Here is a 20,941-nt window from a genome sequence, read left to right on the forward strand (position 1 = left end):
TCCCCTCAGTTGTCGAGCGCCCGCAGCGTGTCGCGCACGATCGCGCCGATCGGCTCAGGCAGCCGGTCCCAGTTCTGCGCGTCGTTGAGGTCGAGCACGCGGGACAGCTTCCAGCCCAGGTACTGGCCGAGCGAGGCGAGCGGCGGCAGGACCGGCACCGGGCGCACCGCCACGGCGTACCCCCCGAAGAGCTGGCCGAGCCGGGCGCTCAGCTCCGCCGTCCAGGCCGGGGACGGTTCTGCGTCAGTCGTGACCAGGCACACGACGGCGCGCTCGCGGACGACGAGCATGTAGTTGAAGACCACCGGCGCGGGCAGGTCGGCCGCCCAGAGGACGGTCTCCAGGTCGTCCTGCCGCACGCCGCTGCCGGAAAACGTGATGACGTCCTGGGCCCGGCCGAGCGTACGCAGCACGGGGGTGGCCAGGCCGCACTCGCAGCCGGCGTAGTCGACCTCGACCAGGTCGCCGATGCGGTAGCGCAGCAGCGGGCGGGAGGGCACGTCGAGCGTGGTGACGATCAGCTCGCCCCGGTCGCTCTGTCCGGACAGGCGCCGCACGCCGGTGCCGTCGGCCAGTTCCAGCACGTAGCTCTGCACCTGGATGTGCAGGTGGCGCCGCTCGCAGGTGACCGCGATCGTGCCGGTCTCCGACGAGCCGTACGCGGCGACGTACGGCGTGGCGCCGGTGAGCCGGCTCAGGTGCCGCTGGAACGCCTCGCCGGTCTGCTCGGCCATCAGCAGCAGCCGGTCGAAGCGCGGCGGGGCGATCCCCTTGCGGTGCGCGAACTGCACCATCTCCAGCAGGCGGGAGGGCGGGCCGACGAAGACGTTCGCGCCGAGCTCGTCGATGAGCCGCAGCACGCGCGTGTAGTCGCCGGTGATGTTGTCGACCCACGGCCGCAGCGACATGATCTCCAGGTACTCCAGGACCTTCTCGAACTGGTACGCGGCCGGCGCGAACGGCGCGTTGATGAGGATGAGTGCCACGTCGGATGGCTGGAGGAAGCGTCGCCACATCTCGCCGATGTTGATTGTGTTGGTGACGAGGTCGTCGATCGCCTTCGGCGCGGGCGCGGGGTTGCCGGTCGTACCGGAGGACTCGTAGTAGTGCAGGAAGCTGGAGAGCGGCCGGGTGAAGGCGGCCGGGCCGGAGTCGCTGAGGTTTCGCTTGGACAGGAAGGGCAGCTCCGCCAGCTCCTCGTCCAGTGCCCGGTCGGGGGTCAGGTCGCCGGCGGCCACGCGCTGGCGCAGGTCGGCACCGAGCCGCCCCGCGTACATCGGCGAGCGGGCCGCGGCGGCCAGTGTCCGGACCAGCTTGCGGCCGTGCTCGTGGCGCAGGTCGGCCTTGCCGGTGAGCACGTCGCGGGTGAGCGCGGTGTGCTCGCGGACCTGGCTCAGCGAGGCGGCGAGCGTCTCCTCGTCGCGCAACAGCAACATGGTCACTCCTCGCGGTTCTCGGGGTGCGGCGCCGAAACGCCGATCTCGGGGGGTCCGGTGTGGCCGGTGGTGGCGGCGCGCAGCTCGCCGTCGCGGATCAGGTCGACCACGGCGTGGATGTCGTGGTCCATGCGGCGGTCCCGGTCCAGGAACGGCACGCGTTCGCGGATCAGCGCGTGCGCGCGGCGCACCGCCGGGGCGGCGTGGCGTGCGCCCCGCAGGTCGAGCGCCTGGGCCAGCGCGAGCAGGTGGATGGCGGCCACCTGGCGGGTCAGCTCCACCACGGTCCGAGCGTCCCGGGCGGCGGTGGTGGCCATGCTGACCTTGTCCTGGTTGTGCGCCTCGGTGGAGCGGGAGAAGACGGTCGCCGGAACGGCCAGTTTGAGCGCCTCGGCGGTCACCGAGGAGCAGGCGATCTGCATGCCCTTGAAGCCGTGGTGCAGGTTGGCCTCGCCACGCTGGGCCAGCCCGGGGTCGACCAGGTTGGCCGGCAGCCCGGCGTTGAACTTCTCGTCCACCACCAGCGCGAGCTGCCGGTCGAGCAGGTCGGCCAGATTGGCCACGGCCACCTTCAGCGCGTCGGCGGCCTGGCCCACGTGGCCGGCGTAGAAGTTGCCGCCGTGGTGCAGCTCCCCGGTCGCCGGGTCGAAGAGCGGGTTGTCGTTGGACGAGTTGATCTCGCGCTCCAGCCACGGGCCGACCCAGTGCAGCGTGTCTCGCAGGACGCCGTTGACGTGCGGGGCGCAGCGCACCGAGTACTTGTCCTGGATCCGCTGCTCCAGGATGAGGTGGTCGCGGCCGTCCAGCCGGTCGCGCTGGTCCAGGATCTCCGCGTACGTGGTGGTCAGCGCCGACCCGGAAAGCAGCCCCCGGATCGTCGCGGCGCTGCGGCGCTGCCCGGGGTGGCCCTTGCTGGCATGGATGAAGTCGGCGAAGTGCGAGGTGTTGCCGCGCAGCGCCTCGCACGTCAGCGCGGTGGCGAGGTCGGCGACCCAGGCGAGCTCGGCGGCATCCCAGGCGGCGACCGCGGCGAAGGCGGCGCCGAAGGAGGTGCCGTTGATGAGCGCCAGCCCTTCCTTGGCGGCCAGGTCGACCGGGGCGAGTCCTTCCAGCGCCAGCGCCTCCCCGGCCAGACGGCGCACGCCTCGGTGCTCGACCTCGCCCTCCCCGGTGAGGGCGGCGGCCACATAGGAGAGTGGGACGAGGTCGCCGCTGGCGCCGAGCGAGCCGCGTTCCGGGATGACCGGCGTGATGTGGCGCTCCAGCAACCGCAGCAGCGCCCGGACCAGCTCCGGCCGCACGGCGGAGGCGCCGCGGGACAGGCAGTTGGCGCGGATGAGCACCGCGGCCCGCGCCACGTCCGCCGGCGTCTGGGGTCCCAGACCGTTGAGGTGGTACCGGATGAGGTTGTGCTGCAACTGGACGGTGCGCGCGGCGCCGACCTGGCGCGTGCAGCTGTCGCCGAAGCCGGTGGTGAGACCGTAGACGGGCAGGTCCTGGGCAACCAGCGCGTCCTTGTGCCGCACGGTGGCTTCCATGGCCACGACAGCGGCCGGGTCCAGCTCCACACCACCGTGGTCCACTGTGGAGCGTGCCACCGTCACGACGTCGGTGATTCGCAGCGAGCGCCCGTCGAGGCGCAGGCGCGTGCCGTTGAGCGTCCGGGTCATCGCGCACCTAGACCGGCTGGAGGTCCGAGTACGCGTGCAGCGGCCGGCCGACCGCCTGGGCCACCGGCTCCAACTCGGTGACGAGCTGCTTGAAGCCGGGCAGGTCGAGCGACTGGAAGCCGTCCGAGAGCGCCTGCGCCGGGCGCGGATGCACCTCCACGATCACGCCGTCGGCGCCCGCCGCGATCGCCGCGCGGGACATCGGATGGATCAGGTCCGCCCGCCCGGTGCCGTGGCTGGGGTCGACGATGACCGGCAGGTGCGTACGCCCCTTGAGCACCGGCACCACGCCGAGGTCGAGCGTGAACCGGGTACTGCGCTCGTACGTGCGGATGCCCCGCTCGCAGAGCACCACCTGCTCGTTGCCGCCGGCCAGCAGGTACTCGGCCGCACTGAGCCATTCGTCCACAGTGGCGGCGAGGCCGCGCTTGAGCAGCACCGGCCGGTCGCACGTGCCGAGCGCGCTCAGCAGCGGGTAGTTCTGCATGTTGCGGGCGCCCACCTGGAGCATGTCGACGGTCGACAGTAGAGCGTCCAACTGGGACACCGAGGTGATCTCGGAGACGATCGGCAGCCCGTACCGGCTGCGCGCCTCGATCAGCGCCTCGAAGGCGGCCGCGCCCAGCCCCTGGAACGTGTAGGGGGAGGTACGCGGCTTGAAGACGCCCACGCGGAGCATCGACGCGCCCGACTCGCGTACCTTGGCTGCGGTCTCCAGCAGCACCTCCGGTGTCTCCGCCGAGCAGGGGCCGGCGATGATCACGCTCTGGCCGCCGCCGAAGCGGATGCCGCCGACCTGGACGGTGCTGCCGTGCGGGTACCGGGTGCGGTCGCCGAGCGGATGCGCACTATTACCCGATATCACATCGGAGATGTAGGCTTTGGATCGAAAAAAATCGCTGCCCGGCGGGGCGGCGTACCCGGGCCGGGCGAAGACCAGGAACCGGCGTCCGGCGCGGTGCAGCGCGACGGTGTAACCGGCCGCCGCCGCCTCGTCCACCAGCGCGTTCATCTCGCCCTGGGGGACGTCGGGATGCGAGATCGCTACGAGCTCTGTCACGGTTCTCCATTCGGTCGCCCGGCGGTCCGCGCGGTGCGGGCCGCGGGGGTGATGCCTATTTCCAGCTCGCGAGCAGCCGCTCGGGGCGGAGGGTGAGCAGCCCACCGAGCCACTTCGTGTCGTCCGGCGGCTCGGCCAGCCGCAGGCCGGGCAGGCGGCGGGCGAGCGTGCCGAACGCCACCTGCAACTCCATCCGGGCCACGCCCGCGCCCGGACAGTAGTGCGGCCCGTGACCAAACGCGAGGTGCTTGACGTCGGTGCGGGTCAGGTCGAGCTTCTCCGGGTCGCGTACGTGCCGGGCGTCCCGCCCCACCGCGTGCATCACCGGGATGATCCCCTCGCCCTCGGCGATCTCCACGCCGCCAAGCGTGACCGGCCGCGTGGCGACCCGCATGAACCCGATCTCGGAGGGCGGCGCGTACCGCAGCAACTCCTCCACCGCGTGGTCGAGGATCGCCGGGTCGTCGGCGAGCAGCCGCCACTGGTCGGGGTGGCGCAGCAGCATGTACAGCCCACGGACGAGGGCGCCGACGGTCGTGTCGTGCCCGGCGACGAGCAGGTTGATGCCGAGCCAGACCAGCTCCCGCTCGGTGAGCCGGTCGTTGTCGTCGCGGGCCGCCACCAGCGCGCTGAGCAGGTCGTCGCCGGGCTCCTCGCGGCGCCGCGCGATCAGGCCGGCCACGTACGCGGCGGACTCGTCCCGGGCCCGCAGCCGCTCCTCCGACGAGTACGCGGTGATGCTGACCAACCGGTCGGTCCACTCCTGCAACCTCGGCCGGTCCTCGACCGGCGCGCCGACCATCTCACAGATGACCCAGATGGGCAGCAGCGAGGCGAAGTCGCGGTGCAGGTCGGCCGGATGCTCGCCGGCCTCGAGGCGGTCGACCACCTCGTGCGCGATCTGCTCGACCCGGGGCCGCCACACGCGCGCCTTGCGGTGGTTGAACGCGGGCGCGATCAGCCGCCGCAGCCGGGCGTGGTCCGCCCCCTCCTGGTTGAGCAGGTTGAAGGGGTTGTCGGAGAAGTCGGGCCCGGAGATCACCCGGGGCGCGCCCGGCTCCCGCAGCGCGGCCCGGGAGAGCGCCGGGTTGGCCATCGCGGAGGCCACCTCGTCGTAGCCGGTGACCATCCAGGCGGTGTCGCCGCTTGGCAGCTTGACCCGCACGACGGGGCATTTGTCGCGCAGCTCGCCGAAGCGGTCGGGCGGCTCGGCCAGCGGGCCGAGCGGCAGCGGATACTCGTCGAGGCGCGCCGGTGTGGCATCGCTCATCGTCTTGCTCCTCAGTCGTTTCCGGGCATGCCGCGACGCACGCCGTACGGGGGAATGGGCTGCCGCGCACCCGGCAACGAGACGAGAAAGATCGAGCTGCCTGCCCAGGATCTTTGTTCGTAGGTCAACCAACCTTGAAACGCACACTACGCGACGACTCAGTTACCGACAATGCGCGACATTGGAAGTTAACGATTCCGCTATCCCGTCGCGGACCGGTGGACCGGCGCGTTCGCACGGCCGGTGCGGCCCGCCGGCCGCCGGCGCGCAGGGACGTCAGCCCAGCTCGAGGACCTTGCGGAGCAGGCGGACGAGCTGCCGCCGCTCGGCCGGGCTGAGCGCCCCGAAGGCACCGTCGAGCAGGTCGGGCAGGGCACCGTCGGCCTCGGCCAGGGCGCGCCGGCCGGCCGCCGTGATGGTCACGTCGTACGCGCGGCGGTCGGTCGCGTTGCGCTCGCGGCTGACCAGCCCGGCCCGCTCCAGCCCGTCGACACAGCCGACCATCACGCTGCGGTCGATCCGCAGCCCCTCGCTCAGCTCCTGCTGCGAGCAGGGGCCCACCGCCGCCAGCATCGTGAGCACCAGGTGGCCGCCGACGTTGACCGGCCGGTCGGTGTAGTGCCGCTCGGAGCCCTTGGTCACCTTGGTCGTCGTGCGGCACAGCGCGATGTCCGGCCGGGTCTCGACGAGCTGGGCGAAGAAGGCGACCGGCGAGGTGCGCGCCGGGCCCGGTGCCGTCTGGGTCACGGTGCGGCTCCTCTGCTGCGCGGGCGACGGACGTCTTCTCAGGCCGTCGATCGCATGCTAGCGTACCGACCCAGATTGTCTTTGCAGAAATGTTCTTGGTAGAGACGATCTCCAGCCAGACGGAAATCGAGGCTGCCTGCCCGCTCACCGTCGTACGCCGCCGCGCTGGCGCCCGCACCGCGCCGCCGGCTCCTCTCCCCTTCGCGCGCCCGCACGCCCGGCATCCCGGCGCGACGCGGGCAGCTCCGAAAGGATCCCCATGAGCAACCCCATCGACGTGGCGGAGCGGGCCCGCCCGATCTCGCTCCCGTCCGGCATCACCCGCGTGCAGGACCTGACCCACGTACTCGACCAGGACTGGCCGGTCTTCGAGCTCTACGTCAAGCCGCCCCGGATCATCCAGCTCGCCTGCCTCGCCGACAACGACTACAACGCCAACGAGCTGGTCTTCAACGAGCACGTCGGCACGCACATCGACGCGCCGCTGCACTTCGACGACGACGGGCTGGCGGTGCACGAGATCGCGGTGGAGGACCTCATCGCCCCGCTCTGCGTGATCCGGATCGGCGACCGGGCCGCCGCCGACAACACCACCGAACTGACCATCGACGACATCGAGGCATGGGAGCGGCGCAACGGCGCGCTGCCGGAGCGGACGTTCGTGGCCGTGGACGCCGGCTGGGCCGGCCGCGTACGGATCCCGGGCGCCTTCTTCAACATCGACGAGGAGGCACAGATCTTCCGCTTCCCCGGCGTGAGCGTCGAGGCCGCCCGCTTCCTGGTCGAGCGGCGCTCCGTCGTGGGCGTCGGCGTCGACGGGCCCAGCCTCGACACCGGTGTACGGCCAGCCGACCCGTACACGCACCACGTGCTGATGCGCGCCGGCAAGTACGGCGTCGAATGCCTCGCCAACCTGGACACCCTCCCCGACCGCGGCGCCACGCTGCTGGTCGGCGCCCCCAAGCACCGCGGCGGCACCGGTGGCCCCGCGCGCGTACTGGCCCTGCTCTAGGGACTGGCCCTGCTCAAAGGACTGGCCCCGCTCTAAGGACTGGCCCCGCTCAAAGGACTGGCCCCGCTCAAAGGACTGGCCCCGCTCTAAAGACTGGCCCCGCTCAAAGGAGACGCTTTCGTGACCGCACAGACCGAGACCGACTGGCGCCAGGAGCGCTACCGCGACGGCGTGTTCAGCCACGCCGTGGACACCGAGCGGCACCGCCTGCGGCTGCTGGAGTCCGTACTGGACCGGCACACGCAGGCCCGGCTGGAGACCTTCGGCGTGGGGCCGGGCCGGCGGTGCCTGGAGATCGGCGGCGGCGCCGGCTCGGTGGCCCGCTGGCTGGCCGAGCGGGGCGCCGAGGTCACCGTGACCGACCTCGACGTCAGCTTCCTCGGCGAGCTGGCCGACCTGGGCGTGCGCGTGCTGCGCCACGACATGTACACAGAGGACTTCCCGCCCGGCTCGTTCGACCTCATCCACCTGCGGTACGTGCTGGTGCACCTGCCCGACCAGGACCGGGCCATCTCGCGCCTGGTCTCCTGGCTGGCGCCGGGCGGGGTACTCGTGGTGGAGGAGCCCGCCTTCTTCCCGATCGCCGGTTCGCCGCATCCGGCGTACCGGGAGGTCATGCTCGCCTTCCGGGCCTACATCGAGGACGCGGTCGGTACCCGCACCGAGTGGGCCCGCTCGCTGCCGCTGCCGCTGGCCGGCACCGGGCTCGTCGACGTGGAGGTCGACACGCGGATACAGCCGGTGCAGGGCGGCGACGACGAGTCCGAGTGGTGGCGGCTCACGCTGGAGCAGTCGCGCCAGCAGATCGTCGCGCGCGGACTGGTCACCGACGAGGTGTTCGAGCGGGCCTACACCGAGCTCGCCGACCCCGCGTTCTTCGACCTCTCCCTGGCCGTCTTCACCGCCTGGGGCCGCCGCCCCGGCTGAACCCGGCCCCCCTCCCCCGCTCGTTCGATTCCACCAGCCCACCACACGTGTAATCCTATAGATCCGATGGGTTAAGTGGGTATCTATGGACGGGGTGGCTCTTTGGCCGGCAACAACTCCCTGCACGGCAGCAGCGTGGCCAGCAAGCTGTTCGCGGTACTGGACGCCTTCGCGGGCGGCGCCCAGTCGCTGCGGCTGACCGACATCGTCGACCGCAGCGGCCTGGCCATGCCGACCGCGCTGCGCATGGTTCGCGAGCTGGTGAGCTGGGGCGGCCTGGAGCGGGCCCGCGACGGATCCTACCGAGTCGGCGCCCGCATGTGGCTGCTCGGCAACGCCTCGCCCTGCCTGCGCAAGCTCCGCGAACTCGGCGAGCCACACCTGCAGGACCTGCTCGCCCGCGGCCGCACCGGCGTGCACCTGGCCGCGCTGGACGGCGTGCACGCGCTGGTCCTGTCCCGCCTCGGCACCGGCCACGCCCTCCCCTCGGTCGGCGCGCGGCTGCCGCTGCACGCCACCGGCACCGGCCGCGCGCTGCTGGCCTTCGGCGACCCGGCCCTGGTCGACGAGGTGGTCCACACCGGACTGCCCGCGCTGACCCGGCACACGGTGACCGCGGCGGCCGGGCTGCGGCGCGGGCTGGCGCGGGTACGCGACGCCGGCGTGGCGGTCGTTCGCGAGGAGTACCGGCCGGGCCTGACCCAGGTCGCCGCGCCGGTCTTCCACCCCACCGACGGTGTGGTGGCAGCGATCGGCGCCGACCTCGGCCCGGGCGCCCCGGTCCCCCGCATGCTCCACGCGGTGCGCATGGCCGCGGCCCGCATGGGCGAGTCGGTCGCCGCCGAGGCCGCCCGCCAGGCCGACGCCCCGCTCCCCGCCCGCCGCGCCGGCTGAGCGGACCGTTTCCCAGCGACGGCCGCGCGTCCGTGGCGGCGACGCCCCGGGGAGGAGGGCCTATCGGTCGCGGGCGCGCGACCCCGCGCGCCGCTCAGCCCGCCGGGGCGCCGAAGGTGCGTTCGAGGTCGCGGCCGAGCACCGTCACCAGGATGACTGTCAGCGAGATCGCCAGGCCCGGGAAGACCGCGACCCACCACGCCTGGTCGAGCAGGTGGCGGCCGTCGGAGACCATCGTGCCCCACTCCGGCGCCGGCGCCTGCGGGCCGAGCCCGAGGAAGCTCAGCGCCGCACCCGCCACCACGCACGTACCAACGCCCGTGGTGCCCAGCACCAGCAGCGGGGCGAGCGTGTTGGGCACGACGTGGCGCCACAGGATCGCGCCCCGGCGCACACCCAGGCAGCGGGCCGCCTCGACGTACTCGGATCGGCGCACCACCAGCGCCTGGGCGCGGATCACCCGGGCGAAGCCGGGCAGGCTGCCGAGCGCCACCGCGAGCAGCACGTTGACCGTGCCTGCGCCGGTGACGGTGATGACCAGCAGGGAGAGCAGCAGCCCCGGCAGCGCGAGGAGCAGGTCGAGGCCGCCCACGACCGCCCGGTCCACCGGACCGCCGCCGAACGCGGCGAGCAGACCGATCACCGTGGCTCCGGCGATCGCGAGCAGGACCGCGCCGCCGCCGACCAGCAGCGAGTACCCCGCGCCGTGCACGACCCGGCTGTAGACGTCGCGCCCCAGCTCGTCGGTGCCGAACCAGTGGGCAGCATCCGGCGGGCGCAGCGCGGACGACAGGTCCGGCTCGGTGGCCGGCAGGTCGGTGAAGAGCCCGGGCGCCACCGCCGCCAGCAGCAGGACGGCGAGCAGCAGCCAGCCGAACCCGCGTCCGAGACGCGCCGCCGCGCTCATGCCGTCCGCAGCCGGGGGTCGATGATCCGGTACAGCAGGTCGGAGAGCGCGCTGATCACGACGAACGCGACAGCGGAGAGCAGCACCACGCCGGTGACCACCGGGATGTCCTTGCCGTTGATGGCGTCCAGCGTGACCCGGCCGAGGCCGGGCCGGGCGAAGACGCTCTCCACCATGACGGCGCCGCCGAAGAGGTTGCCGACGAACCAGCCGGAGAGCGTGATCGCGGGCAGCAGGGCGTGCCGCAGCGCGTGCCTCGCGCGTACGGCCAGCTCGCCCAACCCTCGCGCGCGGGCGGTGACCGCGAACGGCTGGGCCAGCGCCGCGTCCATGCCGTCCCGCATCGTCTGCGCCAGGATGCCGGCGATCGGCAGCGCCAGCGTGAGCGTGGGCAGCACGAGCGCGCTCACGCCGATGTCGCCGGCCACGGGGAAGAGCCCCAGCCGGAACGAGAAGACCGCGAGCAGCAGCGTGCCGAGCCAGAACGCGGGCAGTGAGAGGGCGAAGAGCTCCAGCCCGGAGGTGAGCCCGCGTACGCCGGGCCGCCGCCGCCCGGCCGTGAGCGTGGCCGTGAGCGTGGCCACGAGCACCGCCACCACCGTGGCCGAGGCGGTCAGCTCCAGCGTGGGGCCGAGCTGCTCGCCGATGACCGTGGCGACCGGCAACTGCTGCTGGTACGACTCGCCCAGGTCGCCGGTGAGCAGCCGGCCGAGGTAGCGCAGGTACTGCACGAGCACCGGGTCGTCGAAGCCGTACTCCGCGATCACCTGCTCGCGCAGCCCGGTCGAGGTGGCCGCCGCCCCGCCGAGCAGCACGTTGGCGGGGTCGCCGGGCACCAGGTGCAGGGTCAGGAAGGAGACGGTCGCGGCGCCCCACAGCACCGCGACCGCCGAGGCGAGCTTCCCCAGGATCCGGCGGATCATCGCGCCAGCCACACGCCGGTCAGCACCGGCCGCCCGTCCGCGTCGAAGACCAGCCCGCGTACCGAGCGGCTGGCGCCGACGGTGGTCGCGGTCACCGCCAGCGGGAGCACCACCGACTTCTCCACCGCCCACCGCTGCACTTGCTGGTACGCCTTGACCCGCGCGGCCTCGTCGGTGCTGGCCGCGCCCTCCCGCAGCCACGCGTCGACCTGCTGGTCGCTGACGCGCGCCGCGTTCTGCCCGCCCGCCTTGGGCAGGCTGGTGGAGAGGAAGAAGCCGCTGAGCACGTCCGGCTCGGCCCGCACGTACCCGATCTGCCAGATGTCGTACCTGCCGTTGTGCAGCAGGTCCCAGTACGTACCGGTGTCGATCGAGCGGCGGACGAGTTCGATGCCGACCTTCTTCACGTCCGCCTGGATGGCCTCGCCGACGCTGTTGGCCTGGGCGCTCTGGTCCAGGTACGGCCACTCGACGGTGAGCCGCCGGCCGTCCTTGGTGCGGTAGCCGGCCGCGTCCCGCCCGGTCCAGCCGGCCGCGTCGAGCAGCCGGTCGGACTCGGCCGGGTCGTGCTTCCAGCTCCCCTCCAGTGTCGGGTCGTAGCCGAGCGTGGCGGGGCTGAGCGGACTCCACGCGCGCTCGTACACGCCGAAGTAGACGCCCTTGATGATCGGGTCGAGGTCGACCGCGCGGATGAACGCCGTACGCACGCCCTCGTCGTCGAAGGGCGCCCGGCTGGTGTTGAGGAAGAGGCTGTCCGACTCCCCCGGCTGGCGCCGCTGGTGGTACTCGTAATCCGGGTTGCCGCTGACTCGCCCCACCGAGGTCACCGGCAGCACGGCGACCTGCGCCTGTCCGCTGGTGAGCGCGCCCACGCGCACGGTCTCCTCGGGGAGGAAGCGGAAGGTGAGGCGGTCCACATGGGCCGGTCCGCGCCGCCCCTCCAGGTCCGGTCCCCACGCGTAGTCGGGGTTGCGGACCAGGTCGACGCTCTGGTTCTTGATGTGCCGCTCGGCGCGGAACGGGCCGGTGCCGACCGTGTACTCGCCACCGGCGCAGAGCTTGTCGCCGAACTCGGCGAGCGCCTTGGGCGACTGGATGCCGAGGTTGGCCGTGCTCGCCGCCTGCAGGAACGGGGCGAACGGGCGGGAGAACGTCACCTTGGCCGTGTGCTGGTCGACGACCTCGGTGCCGGTGTACGCGCCGCCGAAGAGGCTTGCCGCGTACTGCGACTTGGTCTCCGGCCGGACGATGTGGTCGAAGTTGGCCTTCACCGCGGCGGCGTCGAAGGGCGTGCCGTCGTGGAACTTCACGTCGTCGCGGAGGCTGAAGAGGTAGCCGCGGCCGCCGTCCACCACCTCCCACTTCCGGGCCAGCCACGGGTGCAGCTTGCCGTCCGCGTCCTGCGCGACAAGCGAGTCCACAATGGCCCGTCCGATGGTGGCGGTGGTCGTGCTGTTGGGGCTCGCCTGCGGGTTGAGGCAGGACGTGCCGGAGGTGATGGCGAAGACGAGCGAGCCGCCGTTCCTCGGCGGGCCGTCGCCGGAGCCGCTGGGCGCGGCGGCCCCGCCGGCGCAGGCGGAAAGGGTCAGTAGCGCCGCGGCGGCGAGCACCGCCGGGCGGGTCGGAGAGGTCAAGGTCACCGCCTCAGACTCTCCCGCCCGCCCAGCCCGGTCCACCAAACGGTTTCAACCAGTGAAAGTGACGCTCACCAGCGCGGGATGGCCGCCAGCAGCGCCTTCGTGTACGGCTGCGCGGGCGCCTCGAAGACGGTGCCGACCGGCCCGGACTCGACCACGCGTCCGTCCTTCATGACCAGTACGCGGTCACAGACCTGGCGTACCACGGCGAGGTCGTGGGTGATGAAGAGCATCGCCAGGCCAAGCCGGTCACGCAGTTCGGTGAGCAGGTCGAGCACGCGGGCCTGCACGGAGACGTCGAGCGCGGAGACCGGCTCGTCGCAAAGCAGCACGCGCGGGCGGGTGGCGAGGGCGCGGGCGATGGCGACCCGCTGCCGCTGGCCGCCGGAGAGGCGCAGCGGCCGGCAGCCCAGGTGCTCGGCGCCGAGCCCCACCTGCTCCAGAAGATCCACAGTGGCCGGTCGACGGCGCCGGGCCGGTGTGCCGATCGCGCCCAGCGCCTCGCCGATCACCCGCTCGACCGTGAAACGCGGGTCGAACGAGCTGAGCGGGTCCTGGTGGATGACACCGAGGTCGCGCCGGCGGGGGCGGCGGGCCGGCTCGGGCAGTCCGCTCCACGGCCGGCCGGCGAAGCGCACCTCGCCCGCGTCCGGCTCGGCCAGCCCGAGGATGAGCCGGGCGAGCGTGCTCTTGCCGGCGCCGGACTCGCCGACCACGCCGAGCGTCTCGCCCGGCCGCAGCGCCAGCCCGACGTCCTGGACCGCGTCGATCCGCTCGCCGCCCGGAGCCGCGTACCCCTTGACGAGCGCGGCGCAGGTGAGGATCGGCGTCCCGGTCGCCGGTGGCCGGGGCGGCGGCGGGGTACGGGCCGGGACGGCGGCGATGAGCGACCTGGTGTACGCGTGCCGCGCCGCGCCGAGCACCTCGGCGGTGGGCCCGGACTCGACGATCTCGCCGTCGCGCATGACCGCGATCCGGTCGGCGAGGCGGGCGACCACCGCGAGGTCGTGGCTGATCAGCAGCAGCGCCATACCCCGGTGCCGCATGGCGTGCAGCAGGTCGAGCACCTGCGCCTGGATCGTCACGTCGAGCGCGGTGGTCGGCTCGTCCGCGATCAGCAGGTCGGGGTCGGCGGCCATCGCGGAGGCGATCAGCGCCCGCTGGCGCAGGCCGCCGGAGAGCTGGTGCGGATGCTGGCGGGCGCGGAGGTCGGGGTCGGGCACCCCGACCTCCGCCAGCAGCTCGCGCACGCGCCCGGGTGCGGCGCGCGGCGTCACCCGCCGGTGTACCAGCAACGGCTCGGCGACCTCGTCGCCGACGCGGCGCAGCGGGTCCAGCGACACCAGCGCGTCCTGGAAGACGAACCCGATCCGGCGCCCGCGCGTACGCCGCCACTGCCGCTCGCCGAGCCGGCGCAGGTCCTGCCCATCGAGGTCGAGCCGGGCCGCGGTGACCCGCGCTCCGGGGCCGGCGAGCCCGACCAGCGCCCGGGCCGTGGCGGTCTTGCCCGACCCGGACTCGCCGACGATGGCCAGGCACTCGCCGCGGCGTACCCGCAGGGAGATCCCCCGGACCGCGTGCACCTCGCGGCGGCCTCGGCCGAACCGCACGTCGAGGCCGTCGACGTCGAGCAGCACGGGGTCGGCCGGAAGCGGCGGCCCGGCGAGGAGCTTGGAAGCTGGCCCGGAGGTCACGGTCGGATTGTCGAGGCGGCGGCGGGCGCCGGCAACGCCTCGCTTTCGGCCAGTGAAAGCGCGTCCCGCAGGTGCGGCGCGATCCGCTGGGCCAACACCGCGTCGCCTCGGCCGGACGGGTGCAGCCCGTCGCTGAGCAGGTCAGTCTCGCCCGGCGTGATCAGCTCCGGCCCGGAGACAAGACGCAGGTGGCGGTCACCGAGCCCGGCCAGCAGCTCCACCGTGGCCTGCACCTCCTCGCGGACACCGGCGAGAGTCGCGCCGTGCACGTTGCGCACGCCCTCCCGTGACGGCGAGGGCAGCGGCGTGACCACGACGATCGGCGTACGCGGATGGCCGTCGCGGATCGTCTCCACGAAGCCGACGACCGCCGCGCCGAACGTGCGGGGCGCGAACGTGCCCCGCAGGTACACGTTGATGCCCAGGCAGAGCGAGATGAGCCCGGCCGGGCGGTCGCGGATGTGGCGGGCGACGAGCGGGTCGAGGTGGGCCTCACCGCTGAGCCCGAGGTTGGCGGCCCGCCAGCCGTGCCGGTTGGCGACCCGCGCCGGCCAGGTCTCGCTCGGCCCGGCGGAGAAGAGCGAGTGGGTGATCGAGCTGCCGTACGCGATCCACTGTGGACCGGTGTCCGGCGCCGGGGCCACCGCACCGCCGCTGACCACGACCGGGCCGAGCCGGGTCACGCCCCAGTGCGGCAGCCACACGCGCACGTCGGCCGGACGGCCGGGCAGCTCCGCGCGAAGCGCCTGGGGGCCGCCGGTCACCGGCAGCCGGTGGAGCAGCCGGCCGTCCACGACCACGTCGACCGGCGCCGAGCCGCCCGGGTCGCCGAGGAGCCGCAGGGTCAGCGCGCGGGCGTCGGTGCGCAGCCCCAGCCGCACGCCGGCGGGCATCCGGGCCTGGCGGACGAGCCCTGGCGCGGTGGACCGGGCCAGCCGCTCGGCGGGCAGCCGCAGCGCCCACCACCAGTCGCCGTCGCGGACGAGGTCGGCGTGGCCGTCGAGGCCGAGGCGCGGATCGTCCGGCGCCAGCTCCAGCTCCGCCACGGTTCAGCCCGCCGCCGGCTCGCGCCGCACCACCGGCTCGGCCGGCACCGGCGGCGCCGCGGGCCGCAGCCCGACCGCCGCGATCACCGCGCCCACCGCGGAGAAGACGCCCGCCACCAGGAACGCCCGGTGGAAGCCGACCAGCTCCCCCGCGCCCGCGCCGGCCAGGACGGCGGCCAGCACCGCGACTCCCAGACCACCGCCGAGCTGCACGGACGAGGTGATCAGCGCCGCCGCCAGGCCCTGCCGCACATCGGGTACGCCGCTGACGCCGGCGATGTTGAACGCGGGGAACGACAGCCCGTTGCCGATGCCGTGCACGACCAGCGCGGGAAGCAGCACGGTGAGGTAGCCGCTGTCGTCGCCGGCGCGCAGGAAGAGCAGGATCCCGGTGCCCTGTACGAGCATGCCGAGCACGGCCAGCCGGCGCAGGCCGATGCGGGCGATCAGGCGGGGCGCGAAGTTGACCACCACGAGGATCGACAGGCCCATCGGGAGGATGGCGAGGCCGGCCTCGAGCGCGCCGTACCCCAAGCGCTGCTGGAGGTAGAGCACGGCCACGAACTGCCAGCCGATGGTCGCGCAGGCCCACACCAGGCCGATCAGGTTGGCCGAGCTGAGCGTACGGCTCCGGAAGATGCCGAGCGGCACGAGCGGGCTCGCCTGGCGCCGCTCGATCACCACGAACGCGGCGAGCAGCGCGACAGCGGCGAACAGCGTCAGGAGCGTACCGGCGGAGAGCCAGCCGATCCGGGGCGCCTGGGTCAGCGCGTACACGAACAGCAGCAGCCCGCCGGTGACGGTGGCCGCGCCGGCGAGGTCGAAGCCGCGCCGCTGTCCGGTCGCCGGCCCGTCACCGCGTACCACTCGCGGGGTGACCAGCAGGACCAGCAGCGCGACCGGCACCGGTGCGAGGAACGTCAGCCGCCAGCTCGCCTCGGTGAGCACACCGGACAGCACCAGGCCGGCGCTGTAGCCGCTCGCGCCGGTGAGCGAGAAGACCGCCATGGCCCGGTGCCGCTGCGGCCCCTCGGGGAACGTCGTCGTGATGATCGAGAGCGCGGCCGGTGCGATGAACGCCGCCGCGATCCCCTTGATGACGCGGGTGAGCACGATCGCCGTGCCGTCGGAGAGGAAGCCCCCGGCCAGGCTGGCGACCGCGAAGACGGCGGTGCCGACCAGGAACACGCGCCGCCGCCCGAACAGGTCCGCCGCGCGCCCGCCGAGCAGCAGAAATCCGCCGTACGCCACCGCGTAGCCGGAGATCAGCCACTGGAGCGTGCTCTCCGGAAGGTCGAGCTGGCGCTGGATCTGCGGCAGCGCGACGCCCATCAGCGAGACGTCCATCGAGTCGAGGAAGAGCTGGGCGCAGAGCACGAGAAGTGCCAGCTTCTTCGCCCGGTCGAAGGTCTCCCGCGCCGCGTCTCCGGTCACCATGTCGCCTCCCCGCGATCCGTCCACACCACAGCAGATAGTTTGTGACCCAACCATCTTGGTGTCAACTATCTTGGAGAAGATCGACCGATCGACTCCTTGTCACCGGTTCCGCGCGAACCTATTGTCTGCATGTTCGTTGACCTTCGAACAATTTCGGAGATCGCCCATGACCACGCCCCGCCTTCCCACCCTCACCGGCATGCGGTTCGTCGCGGCGCTGCTGGTCTTCGCGTTCCACTCCTCGCTGGAGAACCTTTTCCGCGACCCTGGCGCCAACCGGCTGTACGTCCAGGTCTTCGACAAGGCGGGCTGGATGGGGGTGTCGTTCTTCTTCGTCCTCAGCGGCTTCGTGCTCACCTGGTCGGCCCGGCCGGACGACACGCCCCGCCGCTTCTGGCGCCGCCGCGCCGCCAAGATCTACCCCAACCACGCGGTGATGTGGGTCGTCGCGCTGGCCCTCGTGCTCGGCACCGGCGCCGCGGTCACCGCGCCGACCGCGGTCGGCAACCTGCTGCTCGTGCACGCCTGGGTACCGCGGATACAGACGTTCGCCAGCCTCAATGACGTGAGCTGGTCGCTGGCCGGCGAGGCGTTCTTCTACCTGTGCTTCCCGCTGCTGCTGGCCGGGCTGCTGCGGATCCGGCCGTCCCGGCTGTGGTACTGGGCCGGCGGCACCGTGGCGGCGATCGCGCTCACCCCGGTGGTGGCCGGCCTGCTGCTGCCGGACACGCCGCACCTGCCGTGGGAGAGCACGTCAGTGTGGCACTTCTGGTTCGTGTACGTGCTGCCGCCGGTACGGATGCTCGAATTCCTGCTCGGCATGCTGATGGCCCGGATCGTCCTCACCGGACAGTGGATCCGCCTCGGCCTCGCCCCCGCGGTCGGGGTGCTCGCGGTGGCCTACGCGGTCGCCCTCTACCTGCCGTTCTACCTGCACAGCCTGATCGCCGTTACGGTTGGCCCGCTTGCCCTGCTCGTGGCCGCCGCGGCCACCGCCGACGCACGTACCCTGGCCTCGCCGCTGCGGGGCCGGCTCTGGATCTGGCTGGGCGAGGTCTCGTTCGCCTTCTATCTCGTCCACCGGCTCCTGCTGCTCTACGGCCACCAGGCGATCGGCACGGGCAGCACCTGGAGCACCCCCGCCGCCATCGGCCTGATCCTGGCCGCGTTCGCCGTCTCGCTGGCGCTTGCCTGGCTGCTGCACGTCGCGGTGGAACAGCCCGTCATGCGCCACTGGAGCCGCCCGCGCCGACGGCCACCCACCGATGGGTCTACTGTGGACCTACCGCATCCGCGACCGGCCCCGGTCGCGACAGCCGAAGGGCAGCCGGCCTGAGCCATCCACGCCTCGCCTACACCGACCATCCGCCCGCGAACCCGTCCGGACGGTCCGAGCCGGCCGTGCTGCTGCACGGCTGGCTCGGCGACTCGGCCACCTGGGACCGGCAGGTGCCCGCGCTTCGTCGGCGGCGCCGTACGGTCGCCGTCGACCTGCGCGGGCATGGCCGGTCCCCCACGCCCGACACCGCGTACACACCCGACGAACTGGCCGGCGACGTCGAGCGGCTGCTGACCGGGCTGCGCCTGGCGCCTGCCGTCCTCTTCGGACACTCGTACGGCGGGTCGCTCGCCACCATCCTCGCCGTCCGCCGCCCGGACCTGGTACGCGCCCTCGTCCTCGTCGACCCCGACTACGCGGGCGACCCGCGAGCCCGACCGCCGGACGACTGGCTCGACGCGCTCGCCTCCCCCGCCGGCACCGCCCTGGCCCAGACGGCGCTGGCCACGCTGGAGGGACCGCACACGCCACCGGCCCTGCGCGACCGCCACCGGATGGAGGCGGCCCGCGTCCCCGCCTTCGTCCGGGCCCGGATGCTGCGCGCGCACATGGCGGCCGCCGGTGGCATCCGCTTCCGGCCCGGCAGCGACGCGTGGCTGGCCCGCCGCCGGCAGCCCGTACTCGCCTTCCACCGCGATCCGGAACGGGCGGCGGTGGAACAGCACCTACGGCAGCATCCGGCCACGCGGGTCATCCACGTCTCCGGGACCGGGCACTGGCTTCATCAGGAGCGTCCCGATCTGGTGAGCCGAGAACTGGAGCGCTGGTTCGCCCACCTCTCGCGGCCTCATCGGATCTGACGACCGCCGGGCACCGGCGGCTCACCGCGTGGAACGAAACTCTGGACGGCCGAACCATGCCGGACGGGCTGGTCCCGGCGCCACGACGGCTGTCGCGTCGATCGCGGTCTGTCCCTGCGGGCGGTCAGTGGGTTCGGGAACGTGACATCCGGCGCCGCCCGCTGGGAGGAGTGGCGCCTTCGACGTGGCGGGACGGGCGGCCGGAGCTGCGCAGATCGACCGCGACGCCCGCCCGTCGTGCTGCTGCCCTGGGTCATCCCGACCGTGGTGACCGCGGTGAGCGTCGGTGACCTACACGCTCAGCCGCCGCGGCCGGCCAGGTGCTTGGCCAGGTGGTCGACAATCTCACGCGCGTCCTGCTCGATCCCGTGGATGAAGGTGGACCTTCGTCGCCGCAACACCGGCAGCCCCAGCACGTACAGCCCAGGGCTGTCGACGAGACCACCATCGTGACGAAGACGGCCCTTCGGGTCCAGCACGGGCACGTCAAGCCATCCGTAGTCGGGCCTGAAGCCGGTCGCCCAGACTATCGTGCGAAACTCGCCACTTCGCAGGTCCAGCTGCCAGGGCGCCGCCTCGGGCACGCGGGTCGGCACGAAACGCTCGGGCGGGCCGACCTCGGCGTCGCGTCCGCTCGTACGCGCCCACTCGTCGAACGTATTCAGCAGCCGGCCCATCTTCAGGTCCGCCAGTGACAGCACATTGCGCAGGCCGCCGGAGAACAGCGCGCGGCCGTCGCGGACCGTCGAGAGGCGACCGACCAGGCCGACGCCCATCGCGGCGAGGGCGTTCAGGTCGAGTGTCGTCCGCTCGGGTGTCCCGACGAGCTGCGGCGACGGCAGGCGCCGGGCCCGGTCCAGGTCGTCGATCTGGTCGTGCCGCTCGTCCCATACACCTGACGCGTCCATCCACCACAGCACGTCGCGGTCGCGGTAGGTGCGCGGCAGCCGCAGGTGCTCGCCAACCGAGAGGGTCACCGGCCGACCGGATCGCTGTAACTCGGCGGCCAACTGCACGCCGGTCGCGGACGCGCCTACGACGAGCACCGCGCCGTCACGAATCTGGGCTGGGCCACGGTATACGAAGGGCGTCAGTTGCGTGACCGACGCCGGCAGCGCGTCACTGAACGCTGGCACTACCGGCTGGTTGCACGCACCGGTCGCGATGACCACCGCCCGGCAGCGGATCTCGCCGCCGCTCGTCGTCACCTGGTATCCATCGTCGGTCCAGCGTACCGACGTGACGGTCGTGCCGGTCCGTACGGGCGCACGCGACATGACGGCGAAGTGCTCGATGAACTCGATCACTTCGCCCATCGTCATGTAACCGTCCGGATCCGGGCCGTCGTAGTGGTGGCCTGGCAGGCGGCTCTGCCAGTTGGGCGTGAGCAGGCGCAAGGAGTCCCAGCGTTCACGCCGCCAGGAGTTGGCTACCTCGCCGCGCTCGAGCACGACGTGGTCGAGCGACCGGTGGCTGAGAAAGTGGCTCGCGGCGAGCCCCGCGTGCCCGGCGCCGATGACGACCGCGGTGACGCGCTCGATGGCTCAGCCCTCCGCTCAGGCGACCTCGACGGTGACGTCCGTCGGGTTCGTCAGGGCGTCGAACACGGCGGAACGCTTCTGGGACTGGGCCACCAGCGCTTCGATGTCCTCCTTCGAGGCGTCCGCGTCGATCGTGAATGTCACCTTGATGTCGTTGAAGCCGTTGCGGACGTCGCCGTCGACGCCGAGGATCCCGCGGATGTCGTGGCTGCCCTCGACCGTCGACTCGACCGATCGCAGCTGGATGCCGCGATTTTGCGCGACGGAGGCCACGCCCGCGGTCAGGCAGCTCGCCAGGCCGACGAGGAGGTACTCGATCGGGGTGATGCCGTTGTCCTCCGCCGCGAAGACCTCGGGGTGGTCGGCGTCGAACACGGCTTCGGTCTTGTGGCTCTGCTCCTGGCCGAGACCGAAGAAGTTCTGGATGGTCGTGGTGCTGTGAACGCCCTTGCGCCAGGTGGAGGTCGCCCGCCACGTGAACTGGGCAGCCTCGGGGGCGCCCTTGAGCGCCTGGCGTGCCTCGAGCAACGCCTGAACGTTGACTCCGTTGTCGACCGTCGTCATGTCGTTGATGTCTCCTCACACTCTTCCGATAATTCCC

General features: G+C 72.7%; 18 protein-coding genes. 5 read left to right on the forward strand and 13 right to left on the reverse strand.

The features are described 5' to 3' along the window. Positions 1–5 precede the first annotated feature (5 nt). The 5 genes from ACFFIA_RS27995 to ACFFIA_RS28015 form a co-directional block, all read right to left on the reverse strand. Positions 6–1,436, reverse strand: coding sequence for a phenylacetate--CoA ligase family protein (locus ACFFIA_RS27995; RefSeq protein ID WP_377256006.1), 1,431 nt, complete (start codon positions 1,434–1,436; stop codon positions 6–8). A 2-nt stretch (positions 1,437–1,438) separates the two neighbouring features. Beyond that, positions 1,439–3,106 (reverse strand): HAL/PAL/TAL family ammonia-lyase, encoded by a 1,668-nt coding sequence (locus ACFFIA_RS28000; protein ID WP_377256009.1) that lies wholly within the window; start codon positions 3,104–3,106, stop codon positions 1,439–1,441. Positions 3,107–3,113: 7 nt separating this feature from the next. Further along, positions 3,114–4,166 carry a 3-deoxy-7-phosphoheptulonate synthase gene (gene aroF / locus ACFFIA_RS28005; RefSeq protein ID WP_377256012.1) on the reverse strand — a complete coding sequence of 351 codons (1,053 nt, stop codon included), beginning with the start codon at positions 4,164–4,166 and terminating at the stop codon, positions 3,114–3,116. 55 nt (positions 4,167–4,221) lie between these two features. Beyond that, positions 4,222–5,436: a cytochrome P450 gene (locus ACFFIA_RS28010; protein ID WP_377256015.1), complete on the reverse strand. Its 1,215-nt coding sequence runs from the start codon at positions 5,434–5,436 to the stop codon at positions 4,222–4,224. A gap of 276 nt (positions 5,437–5,712) precedes the next feature. Next, positions 5,713–6,183: a MarR family winged helix-turn-helix transcriptional regulator gene (locus ACFFIA_RS28015; RefSeq protein WP_377256017.1), complete on the reverse strand. Its 471-nt coding sequence runs from the start codon at positions 6,181–6,183 to the stop codon at positions 5,713–5,715. 259 nt (positions 6,184–6,442) lie between these two features. On the opposite strand from ACFFIA_RS28015, the gene ACFFIA_RS28020 reads away from it, so the two are divergent. From ACFFIA_RS28020 to ACFFIA_RS28030, 3 genes are all read left to right on the forward strand, one after another. Next, positions 6,443–7,195 carry a cyclase family protein gene (locus tag ACFFIA_RS28020; protein WP_377256020.1) on the forward strand — a complete coding sequence of 251 codons (753 nt, stop codon included), beginning with the start codon at positions 6,443–6,445 and terminating at the stop codon, positions 7,193–7,195. 120 nt (positions 7,196–7,315) lie between these two features. Next, positions 7,316–8,122: a methyltransferase domain-containing protein gene (locus ACFFIA_RS28025; RefSeq protein WP_377256023.1), complete on the forward strand. Its 807-nt coding sequence runs from the start codon at positions 7,316–7,318 to the stop codon at positions 8,120–8,122. Positions 8,123–8,224: 102 nt separating this feature from the next. Further along, positions 8,225–9,016, forward strand: coding sequence for an IclR family transcriptional regulator (locus tag ACFFIA_RS28030; RefSeq protein ID WP_377256026.1), 792 nt, complete (start codon positions 8,225–8,227; stop codon positions 9,014–9,016). 94 nt (positions 9,017–9,110) lie between these two features. Here the strand turns inward: ACFFIA_RS28030 and ACFFIA_RS28035 are convergent, their stop codons facing one another. From ACFFIA_RS28035 to ACFFIA_RS28060, 6 genes are all read right to left on the reverse strand, one after another. Then, a complete protein-coding gene (locus tag ACFFIA_RS28035; protein WP_377256029.1) occupies positions 9,111–9,923 on the reverse strand; it encodes an ABC transporter permease in 813 nt (270 codons plus the stop codon). Then, positions 9,920–10,846, reverse strand: a complete 927-nt coding sequence (locus ACFFIA_RS28040) for an ABC transporter permease (protein ID WP_377256032.1) — start codon at positions 10,844–10,846, stop codon at positions 9,920–9,922. The genes ACFFIA_RS28035 and ACFFIA_RS28040 overlap by 4 nt, the downstream gene beginning before the upstream one ends. After that, positions 10,843–12,486, reverse strand: coding sequence for an ABC transporter substrate-binding protein (locus tag ACFFIA_RS28045; RefSeq protein ID WP_377256035.1), 1,644 nt, complete (start codon positions 12,484–12,486; stop codon positions 10,843–10,845). The genes ACFFIA_RS28040 and ACFFIA_RS28045 overlap by 4 nt, the downstream gene beginning before the upstream one ends. 65 nt (positions 12,487–12,551) lie before the next feature. After that, positions 12,552–14,177: a dipeptide ABC transporter ATP-binding protein gene (locus tag ACFFIA_RS28050; RefSeq protein WP_377256038.1), complete on the reverse strand. Its 1,626-nt coding sequence runs from the start codon at positions 14,175–14,177 to the stop codon at positions 12,552–12,554. Beyond that, the gene (locus tag ACFFIA_RS28055; protein ID WP_377256041.1) at positions 14,174–15,223 is read right to left on the reverse strand and encodes a GDSL-type esterase/lipase family protein; all 1,050 of its coding nucleotides are present in this window, start codon (positions 15,221–15,223) and stop codon (positions 14,174–14,176) included. Before ACFFIA_RS28055 ends, ACFFIA_RS28050 begins: the two co-directional genes overlap by 4 nt. Before the next feature lie 3 nt (positions 15,224–15,226). Further along, positions 15,227–16,660 (reverse strand): MFS transporter, encoded by a 1,434-nt coding sequence (locus tag ACFFIA_RS28060; protein ID WP_377256044.1) that lies wholly within the window; start codon positions 16,658–16,660, stop codon positions 15,227–15,229. A 166-nt stretch (positions 16,661–16,826) separates the two neighbouring features. On the opposite strand from ACFFIA_RS28060, the gene ACFFIA_RS28065 reads away from it, so the two are divergent. Together ACFFIA_RS28065 and ACFFIA_RS28070 are read left to right on the forward strand one after the other, a co-directional pair. Continuing rightward, on the forward strand, positions 16,827–17,996 hold the full coding sequence (locus ACFFIA_RS28065; protein ID WP_377256046.1) for an acyltransferase family protein: 1,170 nt from the start codon (positions 16,827–16,829) through the stop codon (positions 17,994–17,996). Between the two features lie 65 nt (positions 17,997–18,061). Continuing rightward, entirely contained in the window at positions 18,062–18,799 is a 738-nt protein-coding gene (locus ACFFIA_RS28070; RefSeq protein WP_377256048.1) for an alpha/beta fold hydrolase, read from the forward strand. A gap of 299 nt (positions 18,800–19,098) precedes the next feature. Here ACFFIA_RS28070 and ACFFIA_RS28075 read toward each other — a convergent pair whose 3' ends face one another. Together ACFFIA_RS28075 and ACFFIA_RS28080 are read right to left on the reverse strand one after the other, a co-directional pair. Then, positions 19,099–20,340, reverse strand: a complete 1,242-nt coding sequence (locus ACFFIA_RS28075) for an NAD(P)-binding domain-containing protein (RefSeq protein ID WP_377256514.1) — start codon at positions 20,338–20,340, stop codon at positions 19,099–19,101. Positions 20,341–20,355: 15 nt separating this feature from the next. After that, positions 20,356–20,904 (reverse strand): OsmC family protein, encoded by a 549-nt coding sequence (locus ACFFIA_RS28080; RefSeq protein ID WP_377256050.1) that lies wholly within the window; start codon positions 20,902–20,904, stop codon positions 20,356–20,358. Positions 20,905–20,941 lie beyond the last annotated feature (37 nt).

Source organism: Phytohabitans kaempferiae, from assembly GCF_042433955.1.
Taxonomy (GTDB): Bacteria; Actinomycetota; Actinomycetes; order Mycobacteriales; family Micromonosporaceae; genus Phytohabitans; species Phytohabitans kaempferiae.

Bases quoted from the DNA above. Each gene is read 5' to 3' on its own strand.
- ACFFIA_RS27995 (WP_377256006.1), bottom strand. From the start codon at position 1,436: ATGTTGCTGTTGCGCGACGAGGAGACGCTCGCCGCCTCGCTGAGCCAG.
- ACFFIA_RS28065 (WP_377256046.1), top strand. From the start codon at position 16,827: ATGACCACGCCCCGCCTTCCCACCCTCACCGGCATGCGGTTCGTCGCG.
- ACFFIA_RS28060 (WP_377256044.1), bottom strand. From the start codon at position 16,660: ATGGTGACCGGAGACGCGGCGCGGGAGACCTTCGACCGGGCGAAGAAG.
- ACFFIA_RS28020 (WP_377256020.1), top strand. From the start codon at position 6,443: ATGAGCAACCCCATCGACGTGGCGGAGCGGGCCCGCCCGATCTCGCTC.
- ACFFIA_RS28000 (WP_377256009.1), bottom strand. From the start codon at position 3,106: ATGACCCGGACGCTCAACGGCACGCGCCTGCGCCTCGACGGGCGCTCG.
- ACFFIA_RS28080 (WP_377256050.1), bottom strand. From the start codon at position 20,904: ATGACGACGGTCGACAACGGAGTCAACGTTCAGGCGTTGCTCGAGGCA.
- ACFFIA_RS28010 (WP_377256015.1), bottom strand. From the start codon at position 5,436: ATGAGCGATGCCACACCGGCGCGCCTCGACGAGTATCCGCTGCCGCTC.
- ACFFIA_RS28040 (WP_377256032.1), bottom strand. From the start codon at position 10,846: ATGATCCGCCGGATCCTGGGGAAGCTCGCCTCGGCGGTCGCGGTGCTG.
- ACFFIA_RS28035 (WP_377256029.1), bottom strand. From the start codon at position 9,923: ATGAGCGCGGCGGCGCGTCTCGGACGCGGGTTCGGCTGGCTGCTGCTC.